The following is a 14,589-nucleotide window of genomic DNA, read 5'->3' as shown; positions in this document are numbered from 1 at the left end:
GCCCATGTCCGAGGTCATCACCTTCAACGAGATCCCGCAGACCGGCTGGGACCTGCCGCGCGTCGATATCGAGATCCGGCCGAACTACACCAATGCCGGGGTGTTCGAGTATCCGAACCGGGTGCTCCTGTTCGGCGTGAAGCTGACCGGCGCGCCCGGCGCGATCAACACGGTGTTCCGCGTCACCCGCCTGTCCGACGTCACCGCGCGCGCCGGCGCCGGGTCGATCGCCGAGGACATGGCGCGCAGCTTCCTCGCCGGGAACCCCTTCGCCGAGATCTTCATGATCCTCGTCGCGGACGCCGGCGGCGCGACCAAGGGCGCCGGGGCCTTCGTCTACACTGGCTCGCCCACCGCCGCCGGCACCATCGCCAACTACGTCGCCGGGTTCCGCGTCGCCGTGAACGTCGCCGCCGGCGACACCCCCACCATCATCGCCCAGGCGATGCGCGACGCGATCAACGCCATCCCGGAGATGCCGGTGGTGGCGACCTGGTCGGCCGGTGCGACGGGCACCACGGTCCTGACGGCCAAGCACGCGATCGACATGGGCGGCGATATCTCGCTGCTGACCAACCTCGCGCCCGAGGAGGTGACCCCGGTCGGGCTGACGCAGGCCATCACCGCCATGACGAGCGGCACGGGCGCGGTGGACCTCACCAGCGCGATCGCCGCCATCGCCGCCGACTGGCATCCGTGGTGGGTGCTGCCGGTGACGGATAGCACCAACATGGGCATCGTCATCACCGAGCTGCGCCGCCGCTGGGCCGCGACTGGCCATATGGACGCGTTGGCGTTCGCCGGCATGATCGGCACCGTGTCCGCCATCACGGCGTGGCTGCCGCAGCGCAACTGCGAGCTGCTGTCTGTGCAGACGGGCCCCACAGGCACGGTCGAGCCGCGCTGGCGCCTCGCCGCGATGCTCGCCGCGCAGGCGACCTTCTACCTGATGCAGGACCCCGCGCGGCAGCTCAAGACTTTGCCGCTCAAGGGCATGCGTAAGCCGGTGAACGGCAACTTCATCGACACCGAGCGCAACATCATCGTGAAGGCGGGCGGCACGACCTTCGACACCAACCAGGACGGCACCTGCTGGATCGAACGCTGCGTGTCGACCAACACCGCGGATAGCCAGGGTGTCGCCACCAAGGCGTGGCAGGACATCATGGCGGCTGCGGTCGCCACGCGCATCCGCTACGACTTCCGCACCTACTGGCGGCTCAACTATCCGCGCCACAAGCAGGCGCCGGATGGGTCCCCTGCCGCCGACGCCTCGGACAGCACGCTGACGCCGCAGATCGCCCTCGGCGTCTGGGCGGCGCGCTGCAAGATCTACGAACGGCTCGGCTGGATCGTGGAGGCCGATCGCACCGTGCGGCTGTCGCGGGCAACCTTCCCGCCGGACGGCACGCGCAACCGCCTGCAGATGAAGCTCGTCTACCGGCGGATCGACAACAACATCCAGACCGATGTGGCGCTGGAATTCGAGGTCTAGGAGCTGACCCATGGCACAGACCCCAGGCATCCTCCGCATCACCTGGAACCGCGCCAACATCGCGGTCGAGAAGGGCGCGACCTACAAGCCGGCAGGGAACAAGGCGAACCCCGTCGTGCTCGGGACCGAGGTCAACCATTCCTTCGAGTTCCAGCAGGGCAGCCTCAAGGCGACGACCGCGCTCAAGAAGGGCCAGCGGTTCCTGGACCTGTACCAGCCCGGCCCGGGCGAGCTGATCGTGCGGCTCGACACCGGCCACGTCTTCTCCCATCCGGACGCCGTGCTGATGGAGCGCCCGGAGATGAACAGCGAGGGCGGCAAGGTCGCGCTCGAATGGTTTTTCGGCGAAGGCATGGAGCAGTAAATGTCCGACACCCCCCACACCCTCGACCTCACCGCGACCGAGGCCGCACCCGAGATCGTGCTGTCCGAGAACGAGCTTGCCATGCCGGCGGCGCGCCCGGGTGAGCTGGTGCTGCCGGAGGATGAGCAGGATGACGAGCTCGGCCTGCCGAAGGACGCGGTCCGCCTCGCCGACGGCCGCATCCGCCTGCCGCTGAAATACCCGCGCAGCCTGATCGTGCGCATCGGTGCCGCCGCGGGGAAAAGCGAGACCTACGACGCGCTGACCATGCGCCGCCTGAATGGCCTGGACCGCAAGGAAGCCCAGAGCAAGCCCGAGGACCAGATGACCATGGTGCTCGCGGCGCGGTCCGCCGGCATGCGGCTCGATCTGTTTAACGCGCTGTGGGAGCAGATGGACGCTGAAGACGTCGTGCGCGTCGAACGGGTGATCGGCCATTTTTTGGGCCTTGGCCGCCGAACTGGCCGGTAGTCCTCGCCCACGTCATCGAGCGCACGGGCTGGTCGGAGGCCGCGGTCCTCGCCATGCCCGGCGAGGATCTGATGTGGTGGAACCAGTCGTTCGTGGATCTGGATGAGGCCCGCAGGGAGAACCGCTGATGGCCGCCGGTCGGGACATGCGCGCGAGGCTGCTGCTGACGCTTCGGGACGGCATCAGCGCCGGCCTGGGTCAGCTGCAGCGCCAGCTCAATGGCATCGCCGGCATGGCCCGGCGCATCGGCGCGGTCGGCGCGGCGCTCGCCGCCATCAGCTTCGCCGGGCCGGTCCAGGCCGCCGCGCAATACCAGGACACGCTGCTGCAGGCGCAGATCACCGCGGGAGGCGTCGGCGCGGCCGCCCATGCCGCCGCGGCCGAGGCCGGCCGGGCGTGGGAGACGCTGGCGCTGGAGACCGGCCAGCGCAGTACCGAGTTGGCGCGCGGTGCGGCCAACCTGGTCGCCGCCGGGCTCAATCGGGAGGACATGCAGCGCTTCATGCCCGTGATCGCCCGCACCGCGACCGCGACCGGCGCCAGCATCGAGGACCTGTCGCGTACCGTCATCGCCCTGCGCCAGAACCTCGGCATCACCTCGGCCGACGCGATGGCGGACACGCTCGGCGCCATGGCGCAGGCGGGCAAATCCGGCATGTTCGAACTGCGCGACATGGCCCGCGAATTCCCGCAGCTCACGGCGGCGGCGCAGTCGCTGGGCATGACCGGCCGGGATGCTGCAACCAGCCTGGCCGCCATGCTGCAGGTGGCCCGCCAAGGCGCGGGCAGCAGCGCGGAGGCGGCGAACAACCTCGCGAATTTCCTCCAGAAGATCACCTCGCCGGAGACGGTGCGGAATTTCCGCGAGCTGGGCGTGAACATCCAGGGCGTGCTGCAGGATGCCGCGCGGCAGGGCATCAACCCGATCGAAGCGGTGCTGCAGAAACTGCGCGAGCGCACCGGCGGCGACATGTTCCGCATCGGCCAGGTGTTCGGCGATCGCCAGGTGCTCGACTTCATCCGGCCGATGCTGCGTGGGACGCAGGAATACCTGGACATCCTGCGCGGCGCGCGGGAGGCCAACGCATCCCTGATCAACCAGGATTTCGCGACGCGCATGGCCGGTGCCCATATCCGCCTGCAGGAGACGATGGAGCGCACCGACCAGCTGCTGCGCCGCGTCGGTGTCGCGGCCTCCGAGGGGCTCGGCCCGCTGAATGACATCCTCGCGGAGCTGCAGCGCGGCATTGCCTGGATGGATGCCAACTATCCCGGCGTCATCGACAAGACGATCCTGTGGGTCGCCGGCTTCACCCTGTTGGCCGGTGCGCTGGGCGTGCTGATGCCCGTCCTCGGCGTGCTGGCCACGGGCATCGGGATCCTGTTCTCGCCGATCGGCCTGCTCGCCGCCGTACTCGTCGGCGCCGCCTACATCATCTGGTCCAATTGGGAGGAGTTCGAGCCGTTCTTCCGGCGGCTCTGGGATGCCCTCAAGGTCATCTTCGAGGCCGCGGCGCGCTTCGTGCGCGCCCTTGTCGACGGTGATTGGACGGCCGCCTATCAGGCTCTCACCGCGCTCTGGGGCGGCCTTCAGGACGCCTTCAGCGCCATCTGGGACATCGTGCGCGGCGTGTTCCGGCACTTTGTGGAATGGGTGGATGGCTGGAGTGGGGGCGCCATGTCGGCGGCGATCGCCGTCATCACGGCGCCGTGGCGCGCCATCGGCGACTTCTTCACCATCCTGTGGGACGGTGCCCGCACCGCCTTCGATGGGTTCTCGGCCTGGTTGTCAGCCTGGGTCACGGGCCCGATCGCCTCGGTCATCACCGCCATCACCACCGCCTGGTCCGCCCTGACCGGCTTCTTCGACGGGCTGTGGACCGGCATCACGGAACGGTTCGACCGCTTCGCCGGCTATATCCGCGAGACGTTCGCGTCCGTTGCGCAGATCGTGGAGCGCATCACCAACGCCTACAGCCGTGGGCGAGAGGCACAGCAGCAGCGCGAGGCCCAGGCGCCCGTGCTCGGCCAGGTGCGGGGCAGCGCCAACGGCGCGCGGCGCTTCGACGCGGACGGCACCATCATCGAGGGCGGCCAGCCCGCCCCCGTCTCGGGCGGCCAGGCGCCCCCGATCCGCACCGAGCTGTCCGGCCGCCTGCAGGTGGACCTCGCCCCTGGCCTCGTGCTGCGCAACGCAGAGAGCACGGCGCCCGGCGTCGCCATCACGGGCAGCCAGGGCCCGGTGCTCGGGCGGCCATAGCGATGTCCGGCACCATCGCATCCCTGCTCGCCTCCCTGCAGTCGGCGAGCTGGCGCGGCATCGATTTCCATGTCCCGACCGCGCGCGACGGCGCCGGCCGGCGCGTCCTACCCTTCCTGTTCCCCGGCCTCGATCAGCGCGCCCATCAGGATCTCGGCGCGATGGACGGCCCGGTCACCGTGCAGGGCCTGATCGTGGGATCCGACTACGTCGAGCGCGCGATGCTGCTGCGCGAGGCGTTCCGCGAGGCCGGCCCTGGCACCCTCGTCCATCCCTGGTATGGCGAGCAGACGCTGATCCTGGTCGACCAGCCGGAGATCGAATTCGACCAGCGCCGCCTGCGCGTCGCCTACTTCACGGCGACGTTCGATCATTGGCGGGAATTGCCGTCGCCGGCGACCGACACGCTCGGCTCCCTGCGCCTGGCCGTCGCGTCCGTGCGCGCGCGGATCCGCACCTTGCTCGCCCGCGTCCTGGCGCCCGTCCGGCTCGCCTACGGCGTTGTCAGCGGCATCGCGGCCTTCGGGGGATGGCTGCGCGGCGATCTCTCCCTGCTCGTCGGCGGGCTGACCAATGGCGGCGCGCTACTCGGCGTGCTGGAACCGGCCCTGGATGCGCTGACGGCCTTGGGCAGCGCGGCGGGGGACAGCGCCTATGCCGCCATCGTGGCGGACGCGCTCGATGCGCCATTCATCGCCATCTCCGGCACCGCCGAGCCCGCGCCGAAGCCCGCGATCGCCGCGGGCGGCGATATCGCAACCGACAGCAGCATCATGCTGGATCCCGTGCAGGTCGCGACCGCGCTGGTTGTCGTCGCGGGCTGGACGGCCCCGTCGTCGATCGTCGTCCCCGCCGCGGTGCAGCTCGCCGCGCAAGCCGATGCGTTGGGCGGCGCGGTGGAGGCCGCGGCACAGATCCCCTTCGCCTCGCAGCAGGATGCGCGCGCCTGGCACGCGGCGCTCGACACGACGATCGCCGATCGCATGGCAGCGGCCGTGGCCAGCGCCGGGGATGCGCCGGCCGAAATCGCCGCCGTCTACCAGGCGCTCGCGGATCTGCGCGTCGCCGTGGCACGGGACATGTCGGTGGAGATCGGCCGCCTGCCCGCCGTGCGCAGCATCACCGTGCCGGGCGATTGCACGCTGTGGCAGGTCGCGAACCATCTGGCCGGCGACCAGGTCGCGCTGATCCAGCCGATCTTCGCGGATCTGATGACCCGCAACCGCATCCGTCGCGCGGGCGCCGTGCGCGCCGGCACGGTGCTGGAATACCTCGCCTGATGGCGGCCTGGGACATCCTGCGGCTGCGGCAGGGCAAGACGACGCGCCGCGTCGTGCTCACCCTGGCTGACCGGCAGTTCGATTTGTGGACTGCCGTGCATATCGAGCGGGACATCGGCAACCTGGCGGCCGGCGCCACCCTGGAATTCTATGACCAGGCGCGGGCGCGCGCGGCCTTCCCGGCCTCGCCGTACCAGCCTGAGACGTGGCGGCGCATCGCCTGCGGCCAGCGCGGCAAGATCACGATCGACGGGGAGGAGGTGCTGCGCGGCTGGGTGGCCCGGTTCCAGTTCCGGCTGACGGGCAAGGACATGGCTTGCAGCATCAGCTTTCTCGACGACGCCGCGCACCTGGTGCATTGCGCGGCCGCGCCGCTCGGCCCGGTCGAGTACCGCAACCTCACCGTGCTGCAATTCGCTCAGCGGATCTGCGAGCCCTATGGCCTGACCGTGCGCGCGGACGTCGACGTCGGCGCACCCTTCCCGGTGATCGGCATCGATGTCTCGGACACGGCGCTGGCCGCGATCGAGAAACTGGCGCGCCAGCGGGAGCTGATCGTCACCAGCGATGGCGTTGGATCCGTCGTGCTCACCCGCGGCGGCAACACGCCGGCGGCCGCGCCGCTGCGCCTGGGGGAAGCATTGGTCGAGCTCGATCATTCCGACGACTGGCAGGGCCGGTTCTCCGACTACTACGTGAAGGGCCAGACCAGGGCCTCGGGGCGCCCGGCTCGGCTGGACGGCACCGCCAATCCGCTGACGGGGTCGCCCGCCACGCCTGGTGCCGCGGCGGCCAGCCGCACCGTGGACCGCGCTGCGGTGGTGATGACGGGCCATGCCCGCGATGAGGAGATCACCCTCCACCGTCCCACGGTGCGCGCCGCGAAATCGCAGTCGGGCACCGACACCGTGCAGGCGCAGGCCGATTGGCTGGCCCGCGTTGCCCGCGGCAAGGGGCAGGAACACCAGGCGCTCGTGCTCGACTGGCGGGCCGGTGACCAGCGGGAGCTATGGCGCCCGAACAGCCTGGTGCTGATCGACGATCCGTTCGGCGGCATCCTGGAGGAGCGGCTGATCGGTGCGCTGACCTATAGCTACAGCGACCAGGGCGCGACCACGCGGCTGCGGGTGGTGCGCAAGGGCGCCTACGACCTCGATCCGGCGGTGCGCGAGCGCCGCCATCAGCGCCGGCGCCAGCAGGGCCGCGCGCAGGACGGCACCGCGCGGGGCCTGACGGCCGGCTGATGGACGAGATCATCGCGACCCTGCGCGGGCTGATCCAGCATGGCATCCTGCACCGCGTCGAGGACGGCGGCGGCGTCCAGGTGGTGGACGTCGAGACCGCCGAGGGCGTGCTGCGCGGATCCGTGCAGGTGCTCCAGACCCCCGGCTTCGCGAGCAATCCGGGCACCGATGGCGTGACGGCCCTGGTGCTCGCACCGGGCGGCGACCAGGGCATCCCCGTCGTCATCATCACCGCGACCGGCGTCGGCCTGGGCAAGCTCGGCACGGGCGAGGCGGCGCTCTATGCCCTCGACGGATCGGCCCGCGTGCACGTCAAGCCGGGCGGCGAGGTGCATGTGCTCGCGGCCACCAAGATCGTCGCGGATTGCGCCGAGGCAGAGGTCACCGCCACGGGCAAGATCCGCGCGACCTGCGCGCAGGCCGAGGTCACGGCGTCCACCAAGGCGACGATCACCGCGCCGCAGATCGAACTGCACGGCACCGTCAACGTGGTCGGCACGCTCAAGGTCAACGGCATCACGCTCGCCGTTCCCTGAGACTGGCCCGCCGCGGCGGGCCTCCACCGTGGGGCCGCGCGCGCGCGAAATGCGCCCATGCCCTACGACCTCGCCATCCGCCCGCGCGTGGCCACCGGACGTTGCGACCTGGTCGCCACGCCGGCGGGGCTGGTGCTCGATGGCACGCCGCTCTCGGCCATGCAGTATGGGCTGCTGACGCGTCGCCGTGCGCGCCGTGACGATCGCCTGCCGGCCGACATGCCGGAGGATCCGGCGACGCCGGCGACGCTCAATGCGCGGCAGGGTTCGGCCGGGGATGCGCTCGACCCGCGCGGGGATCTGACTGGCAGCCGGCTGTGGCTCCTTGCCCGCGCCAAGAAGCCGGAGGCGCTGCAGCGCGCCGCCGGCATGGCGAGGAACGCGCTGGCGCCGCTGGAACGGCGGGGCCTCACCGTCAGCACCGCCGTCGCCGATGGCGGGCCTGGTCGCATTCACCTGACCGCCCGTGCCGGGACCGCGCAGGTGACGCTGCCCGTGCTGGTGGGCAGCTGATGCCCTGGATCCCCGATGCGCCGGAGGCGATCGCCGCCCGCCTCGCCGCGGCGTGGGAGGCCGAGTTCCAGCACGAGGTGCCGGACGGCGTCGATGCGTCCACCGCGGTCGCGCCGTGGTCGGCGCTCGCGCGGTCGCCGGCGCAGGCGCTGTACGGGACGCAGCTCGGCTTCGCGGCCGAGGTGCGGGATTTCTGGCTCGACGCCTGCGACGAGGACCTGGTGCCGGAACAGGCTGCGCGGCTCGGCCTGTCCCAGGCCGTCGCGCAGAGGAGCGGCGGCAACGCCAATCCGCCGGCCGGCAGCACGGTCGGCACCGTCATCCCGGTCAATGCGACGCTGGGTGGCGGTCGGTATCGCGTGACCGGGGCGCGCACGGTCGACGGCACGGGCACCGAGGTCGTGCCGATCCTCGCCGTCACGGCGGGCGTCGCCGGCGACGTGGCCGCGGGCACGGTGCTGGCGTTCGACAGCCCGATCGCCGGCCTGGCCGCGCAGCAGCTCACCGTCGATGCCGATGGGATCTCCGGCGGCAGCGAGCAGGAGACGATGGAGGAGCTGCGCCAGCGCGCCATCGCCTGGCGCCGGCGCCGGCCGAAGGGCGGCGGGCCGGGCGACTACATCAGCTGGACGCAGGCGATCTACCCCAAGGCGATCGTGAAGGAATTGCCGCTGTGGGCGGGGCTCGGGCGGGTGGGCGTGGTGGTCGGGATGGCACCGGGCCGCGCCGCGACGAGCACCGAGCTGTCTCGCATCGGCACGGCGCTGCGCGCGCAGGCGCCCCTCGATGTCGCGGACCTCACCGCCATGTCGGCGGTCATCGTGCCGTTCGATCTGACGCTCGCGGTCGACCCGGACAGCACGGCGGTGCGCGCTGCCGTCCAGGCCGCCCTCGCCACGTTCCTGGCTGCGGAGCCCGGCATCGGCGGCACCGTCGACCTCTCCCGCCTCTGGGAGGCGATCAGCTCGGCCGCCGGCGAATACCGGCACCGCATCATCGCGCCGGCGGCTGACGTGGTCGGCACGACGCGGCAGCTCTTCGTGCCGGGCACCATCACCTGGGTGGCCTGGCCATGAGCCGCAGCACCGACGACATGCTGCACGAACTGCTCGCCGAGCTGCCGCCGGGCGATGCGTTGCCTGCCGAGCCGGGCAGCGTCGTCGGGCGCTTCTTCCGGCCGATCGCGGTGGAGCTCGCGGATTTCGAGGCCCTGCGCGAGCGCCTGATCGCCCAGATCAGCCCCGCCAATGCGCAGGAGCTGCTGGAGGATTACGAGCGCATCCTCGGCCCGGACCCGTGCCGCGCGGACGTGTCCAGCCTGTCGATCGACGAGCGGCAGCGCCGCGCCGAGCTGCGCTGGAATGGCCCCAGCACGGATCTCGGCCCCGATGCGCTGGTCGATGCGGCCGCGACACTCGGCGTGACGATCACCGTCGAGACATTCGCCCCCGGCGTCTGCGGCGTCGGCGAGTGCGGCGACGAGCTTAGCGACGAGGACGAGGTCTACGGGTGGTGGGTGCATGCGCCCGTCTACTCGCTGATCGACGGCGAGTGCGGCGGATCGGAATGCGGCGATCCGATCAACGATTTCACAGGGCCGGATCTCGACTGCCCACTGGCGCAGTTCGTCCCGCCGCACCGCTTCCTGCGCATCTCCTACGACCTGGAGACCTGAGATGGATCGCACCAACGCCACCAATTGGGCGGACATTGGCGGGGGCAGGCGTGGCTTCCGCAACCGCAACATCGCGACCGGGGTGCGCGGCACGACGCACGACGCCGTCGACCGCAACGCGGTGCAGGAGGAGATCGTCCGGGCGATCGAGAGCAGCGGGATCACGCCCGATGGCGGCGACCTGGTGCAGCTCGCGCGGCACATCCGCCGCGTGGCGGGCGGCAATGTCCGGGTGGTGACGGGCAATACGACGCTCACCCCCGACGATGCCGGCCTGGTGCTCGTCAATGCCTCCGGTCCCACGACGCTCACCCTGCCGGCCGTGGCGGCGGCGAATGGCGGACCGATGGAGTTCCGCTTCGTGCGGCTCGATGCCTCGGCCGCGCAGGTTTTCGTGGCGCGGAAGACGACTGCGGACACGGTCGACGGCACCAACAATGTCCGTCTTGTCGTCGGGCAGCGGCTGTCGATCGTCGGTGACGGCGACGTGACCTGGTACACGTTGGGCGGCATCGGAAGCCGCATGCAGGTCATCAGCGCGACCACCGACGTGACGGTGGAACAGGGCATGTTCCGCATGCGCGCTCAAGGCTGGTCCGGTGGTGGTGGAGGCGGCGGCGTTGGCTCTGGCGGCGGTGGAGCTGCGGGTGGCGCCGGTGGTTGGTATGGTGAGGGTTGGTTCGACGTCGTGCCGGGACAGGTTATCCCGGTAACGATTGGCGCCGGGGGCGCGGCTGGCACCGGCGCGCCGACGAATGGAGGCGCTGGCGGCACCACTTCGATCGGCACCTACATGTCACTACCTGGTGGCCCAGGCGGCGCGTCGGCCTCCGGCGGCGCCGCCGCGCTGCCGACGCCCAGCAGTGGCGCGGGTGCGGGCGGGCAGCTCATGCTTCCGGGCAACCCGGGCAATGGCGGGCTCGCGATCGGGGGCTCGACGATCGGCGGGTCGGGCGGCGGGACATTCATGGTGTCGCTGGTGGGTGGCTATTCCATCGCGACTGGCAACAGCGCCGCCAGCCCGGGCGGTGGTGGCGGCGGTGCGGGAGGTTCCACATTCGCGGCGGGCTCCGCGGGCGCGCCGGGTCGCGCCATCCTGCAATTCCAGGGGCGCTGATCATGAAGACCTACGCCCGCATCTCTGCCGGCATCGTCGCGGAGCTGATCCGCATCCCGTCCGATGGCCCCGAGGTCGAGAAGCTGTTTCACCCCGACCTGGTCGCGACCATGCAGGCTCTGCCCGAGGGCAGCGACGTAGCCGAGGGATGGAGTTGGGACGGCATGGCATTCGCCCCGCCAGCCCCGCCAGCCCTCGCTGTGGCCCAGGCGGCCCGGAAGGCTGCGGCGCGGCAGGGGCTCGATGCGCGCATCGCCGCCGGCATGCCCTATGGCGGGGCGACGCTGCAGATCGACGAGACGAGCCAGGCGCGCATCTCGGCGGCCGTGCTGCTCGCGCAATACGAGCTGCCGGCCGGGTTCGCGTGGCGCATGGCGGACAACAGCGCGGTGCCGATCGACGCGGCGGGGATGATCGCGATGGGACGCCAGGCCGCGGAGTATGTGGCGGCGCTGCGTGCCCACTATTGGGGCCTCGCCGATGCCATTGCCGCCGCGCCGGATGCCGCCGCACTCGATGCCATCGACCTCGCCGCGGGCTGGCCCGCGCCCGCGGAGGGCTGAGCGTGGCGGAGGCTGTCGCGCTCTTCCTGCGCCTGTTCCCGCGCACCGGCTGGGTGGTCGGGCAGGGACTGAGCATCCAGGCCCTGCCGCAGGATGAGGCCGGGCAGCCGATCGCCATCACCGGCGTCGTCGTCACGACGGTGCGGCCGGACGGGACGGTGCTGGAGCATAGCGGGGCGAGCCTCGGCGTGACGCCGCTCGGCCCGCGGCTCGACCTGGTGCTGGATCAGGCGGGCACCTGGCGCATCCTGGTCGAGTGCACCGGGCCGCGTGCCGCGTCGGTCGAGCGCCAGATCGAGGTGCGCGGCAGCGACGTGCGCGCGGCCGCGCAGCCTGGCGCGGTGTGGATCACCAAAGATCGCTGGGCTTTGCTGACCCAACAGGGGCTGCCGATCACCGCCGAGCGCGTGCCGGCCCTGCCGCCGCTGGGTGCCCCGACGGGATCGGAGCGGATCCCCGTCGTGACGGGCGATGACGTCACGGTGCAGGCCACGCTGGCGACCGTGGCGCAGATCGCGGCGACGGCGGGCGCGGCGGCAGCCGGTGCGACTGCGGGGGCGGCCGCGGGGACCGAGGCCGGAGATGCCGCGGGTGCTGCGGCGGGCGCGACGGCAGGGGCGGAAAGCGGCGCGACCGCGGGGGCAGCAGCTGCGGCGCCATTCGCACAGCAGGCGCAGGACGCGGCCGACGCGACCGCTGCGTCGGTCACCAACGCCGCCATCCAGCGGGCGACACTCGCCGAATTGCAGGCGGTTCCGGGCGTCACCGCGGGCCAGCTCGGCGTGGTCTACGGCACCGGCGACGATCGCGGTCAGTATCGCTACCTGTCCGGCGTGTGGACCCGCGAGGGGCCGACGATCCCTGACCTGGTAGACAGCGTCGGTGCGGTGGCCGAGGCCGTGCGCAGCGATCCGGACGTGCCGGACGTCGCATTTGCGGTAGTGGATGAGACGGGCGCCGCTGCGCTGACGCTATCCGACGATGGCACCGTGCTCGCGACCGCGGGTGCCGAGCTGGTGCGCGGCGATGATGCATCGGTGCTGCTGCGTCGCGCCGATGCGCGGGGCGGATCGGTGCGGCTGACTGACGACGGCGTCGACCTCGGCGCGGCGGTGGTGGCCGAGGCCGCGGGACCTGCTGGAGTTCGCGTGGTCGACGAAGACGACTACGCCGCGATTGCGGTAGCGGAGGACGGCTCGGGCCATATCGGCGCGCTGCGCATCGAGGCGGATGGCACGCTGCGCGGTCCTGGCGGCGATGCGCTGATCCCGTCGCTGGGCGATCTGTCATACGAGACGGTCGATCGCGACGATCTGGTCGTCGGCTGGCGTGACGACGAGGGCTATGTCGGCGTCGCACTGCTGCCGGACGGCACGCTGGTCAGCGGTGCCGGCAGCGTCGACAACGCGGCCTATTCGGCCAGCGAGATCGCCGAGCGCAATGCGCGCGCCCTGGCCTATTCCGCGCAGATCGTGCGCCTCGGTGACGAGGATGTGCAGCGGCCCGTTGCGGCCTACAACCACGTCCTCGGCTACGGGCAGAGCCTGTCCGTGGGCGCGCAGGGGTTCCCGGCGCTGACCACCGCGCAGCCCTATCCTGGCCTGCTGACGCTGGGGCAGTCCGTGCACACCCGCAACGTGGGCAACAATGCGTGGGCACCGTTCGGCGCCTCGGCATTCCTGCCGCTGGCGGCGCAGGTGCTCAAAGGGGGGCGCCTCGAACTGCTGAGCGGACCGGAGCAGGCGGCTCTGGCGCCCAGCGATGGCAATTGGGGCGAGACGCCGCTTGAGGCGGCTTCGCTGGCGTTCCGCCGCGCGCAAAACAATGCGTGGGGTGCGACGGACGATGCGGCGCGGCAGATCGTCGTCTCGGCCTGCGGCTATCCTGGCCTGTCGGTAGCGTCGCTGAGCAAGGGCGGCGGATACTACGGGCGCGTCACGGATTGCGCGACGGCCGCGAAGGCCGTGGCGGCCACGGCCGGCGGCGACTACTGCGTCCCAGCGCTGATCTACCTACAGGGTGAGCAGGACTATGTGATCGGCACGACGCGCGCCGCCTACAAGGCGCTGGTCAAGCAACTCGTGACGGATATCCGGGCCGACGTGCAGGCGGCCATTGCGGCGCAGGCGCGGCCGTTCGGCGTCTTCACCTATCAGACGGGTGGCGGGTTCACTGTCGACGCGCAGCAGATGGCCGTCGGCATGGCGCAGCTCGAATTGGCGCTGGAGGAGCCGCACTGGTGGCTTGTCGGGCCCGTCTATCCCATGACCGATAAGGACGGCCACCTCACCGCCAACGGCTACCGCTGGTGGGGCGAGCAGTGCGGCAAGGTCATGGCCAAGGTGCTGTTGCGCAACGAGGGCTGGAGACCATTGCATCCGACACGCCTCACGCGCCGTGGGCGCAGCGTGCTGGTCGATTTCCACGTGCCGGAGCCACCGCTGCAATTCGCGCTGCCCTACGTGATCGCCACGGCGACCGACTATGCCAGCAAGGGGTTTTCGGCGCGCGACGCCGGCGGCTCGATCGGGATCGCGGACGTTGAGATCGTATCCGACACCGCAGTGATGATCACGCTCGGCCGCGACGTGTCGGGCGCGCTGTCGCTGGTCTACGCCGCGAAATCAGCGGCGAACGGCAACGGGTGCCTATGCGACAGCGACCCGTGGCGCGCCGCGCTGACCTACGTCTACGCGCCGGGCTCCGGCCAGGACGCGAGCGAGAATATCGCGAGCCTCGTTGGCAAACCCTACCCGCTGCACAACTGGTGTGTTGCGTTCGACATGCCCGTCGCCACCGATTGAGGGAGCCTCATGGCCACGATCATTCGCGTCCCCGGCGCTGATTTCTCGGCGGTCCCGCATGCGTTTATCCCGCCCGTCGCGGACGGTCTGGAGGCGTGGCACTACCTTGGCGGCAGCCTCGATGCCTCCACCAAAAACCTCGCGCCAGGCAAGGCGGCCGCGACGGTCGTCGGGACGCCGACGGTCGCATCGACGCACCTGGTGCTGAGCGGCAGTGCCCATCTGCAAACCGCAGTGCCCGACGCCGGGGATTGCACGCTGATCGCG

General features: G+C 71.2%; 14 protein-coding genes. All 14 read left to right on the top strand.

The features are described 5' to 3' along the window. Window positions 1-4 precede the first annotated feature (4 nt). Window positions 5-1,495 (top strand): hypothetical protein, encoded by a 1,491-nt coding sequence (locus KPL78_RS29595; protein WP_219766899.1) that lies wholly within the window; start codon window positions 5-7, stop codon window positions 1,493-1,495. 10 nt (window positions 1,496-1,505) lie between these two features. Further along, a complete protein-coding gene (locus tag KPL78_RS29590) occupies window positions 1,506-1,859 on the top strand; it encodes a phage tail tube protein (RefSeq protein ID WP_219766898.1) in 354 nt (117 codons plus the stop codon). Beyond that, window positions 1,860-2,330 (top strand): phage tail assembly protein, encoded by a 471-nt coding sequence (locus tag KPL78_RS29585; RefSeq protein WP_219766897.1) that lies wholly within the window; start codon window positions 1,860-1,862, stop codon window positions 2,328-2,330. A gap of 127 nt (window positions 2,331-2,457) precedes the next feature. Continuing rightward, a complete protein-coding gene (locus KPL78_RS29580; protein WP_219766896.1) occupies window positions 2,458-4,590 on the top strand; it encodes a phage tail tape measure protein in 2,133 nt (710 codons plus the stop codon). A gap of 2 nt (window positions 4,591-4,592) precedes the next feature. Next, window positions 4,593-5,870, top strand: a complete 1,278-nt coding sequence (locus KPL78_RS29575) for a DNA circularization N-terminal domain-containing protein (protein WP_219766895.1) — start codon at window positions 4,593-4,595, stop codon at window positions 5,868-5,870. Next, window positions 5,870-7,114 (top strand): phage baseplate assembly protein, encoded by a 1,245-nt coding sequence (locus KPL78_RS29570; protein ID WP_219766894.1) that lies wholly within the window; start codon window positions 5,870-5,872, stop codon window positions 7,112-7,114. Before KPL78_RS29575 ends, KPL78_RS29570 begins: the two co-directional genes overlap by 1 nt. Next, the gene (locus KPL78_RS29565; RefSeq protein ID WP_219766893.1) at window positions 7,114-7,650 is read left to right on the top strand and encodes a phage baseplate assembly protein domain-containing protein; all 537 of its coding nucleotides are present in this window, start codon (window positions 7,114-7,116) and stop codon (window positions 7,648-7,650) included. The genes KPL78_RS29570 and KPL78_RS29565 overlap by 1 nt, the downstream gene beginning before the upstream one ends. Window positions 7,651-7,707: 57 nt before the next feature. After that, window positions 7,708-8,163 carry a phage GP46 family protein gene (locus tag KPL78_RS29560; protein ID WP_219766892.1) on the top strand — a complete coding sequence of 152 codons (456 nt, stop codon included), beginning with the start codon at window positions 7,708-7,710 and terminating at the stop codon, window positions 8,161-8,163. After that, window positions 8,163-9,239, top strand: a complete 1,077-nt coding sequence (locus KPL78_RS29555; RefSeq protein WP_219766891.1) for a baseplate J/gp47 family protein — start codon at window positions 8,163-8,165, stop codon at window positions 9,237-9,239. The genes KPL78_RS29560 and KPL78_RS29555 overlap by 1 nt, the downstream gene beginning before the upstream one ends. Then, entirely contained in the window at window positions 9,236-9,838 is a 603-nt protein-coding gene (locus KPL78_RS29550) for a putative phage tail protein (protein ID WP_219766890.1), read from the top strand. The genes KPL78_RS29555 and KPL78_RS29550 overlap by 4 nt, the downstream gene beginning before the upstream one ends. A 1-nt stretch (window position 9,839) precedes the next feature. Beyond that, window positions 9,840-10,955: a glycine-rich domain-containing protein gene (locus KPL78_RS29545; protein WP_219766889.1), complete on the top strand. Its 1,116-nt coding sequence runs from the start codon at window positions 9,840-9,842 to the stop codon at window positions 10,953-10,955. A 2-nt stretch (window positions 10,956-10,957) separates the two neighbouring features. After that, window positions 10,958-11,518 carry a DUF4376 domain-containing protein gene (locus KPL78_RS29540; RefSeq protein WP_219766888.1) on the top strand — a complete coding sequence of 187 codons (561 nt, stop codon included), beginning with the start codon at window positions 10,958-10,960 and terminating at the stop codon, window positions 11,516-11,518. A gap of 2 nt (window positions 11,519-11,520) precedes the next feature. Continuing rightward, window positions 11,521-14,322, top strand: a complete 2,802-nt coding sequence (locus KPL78_RS29535; protein WP_219766887.1) for a hypothetical protein — start codon at window positions 11,521-11,523, stop codon at window positions 14,320-14,322. Between the two features lie 9 nt (window positions 14,323-14,331). Continuing rightward, window positions 14,332-14,589: hypothetical protein (locus KPL78_RS29530; RefSeq protein ID WP_219766886.1), on the top strand; the 258-nt coding region annotated here is incomplete at its 3' end.

This window comes from Roseomonas alba (genome assembly GCF_019430885.1).
In the GTDB taxonomy this organism is placed as follows: domain Bacteria; phylum Pseudomonadota; class Alphaproteobacteria; order Acetobacterales; family Acetobacteraceae; genus Neoroseomonas; species Neoroseomonas alba.
This window is presented reverse-complemented; position numbering and strand designations above follow the sequence as displayed.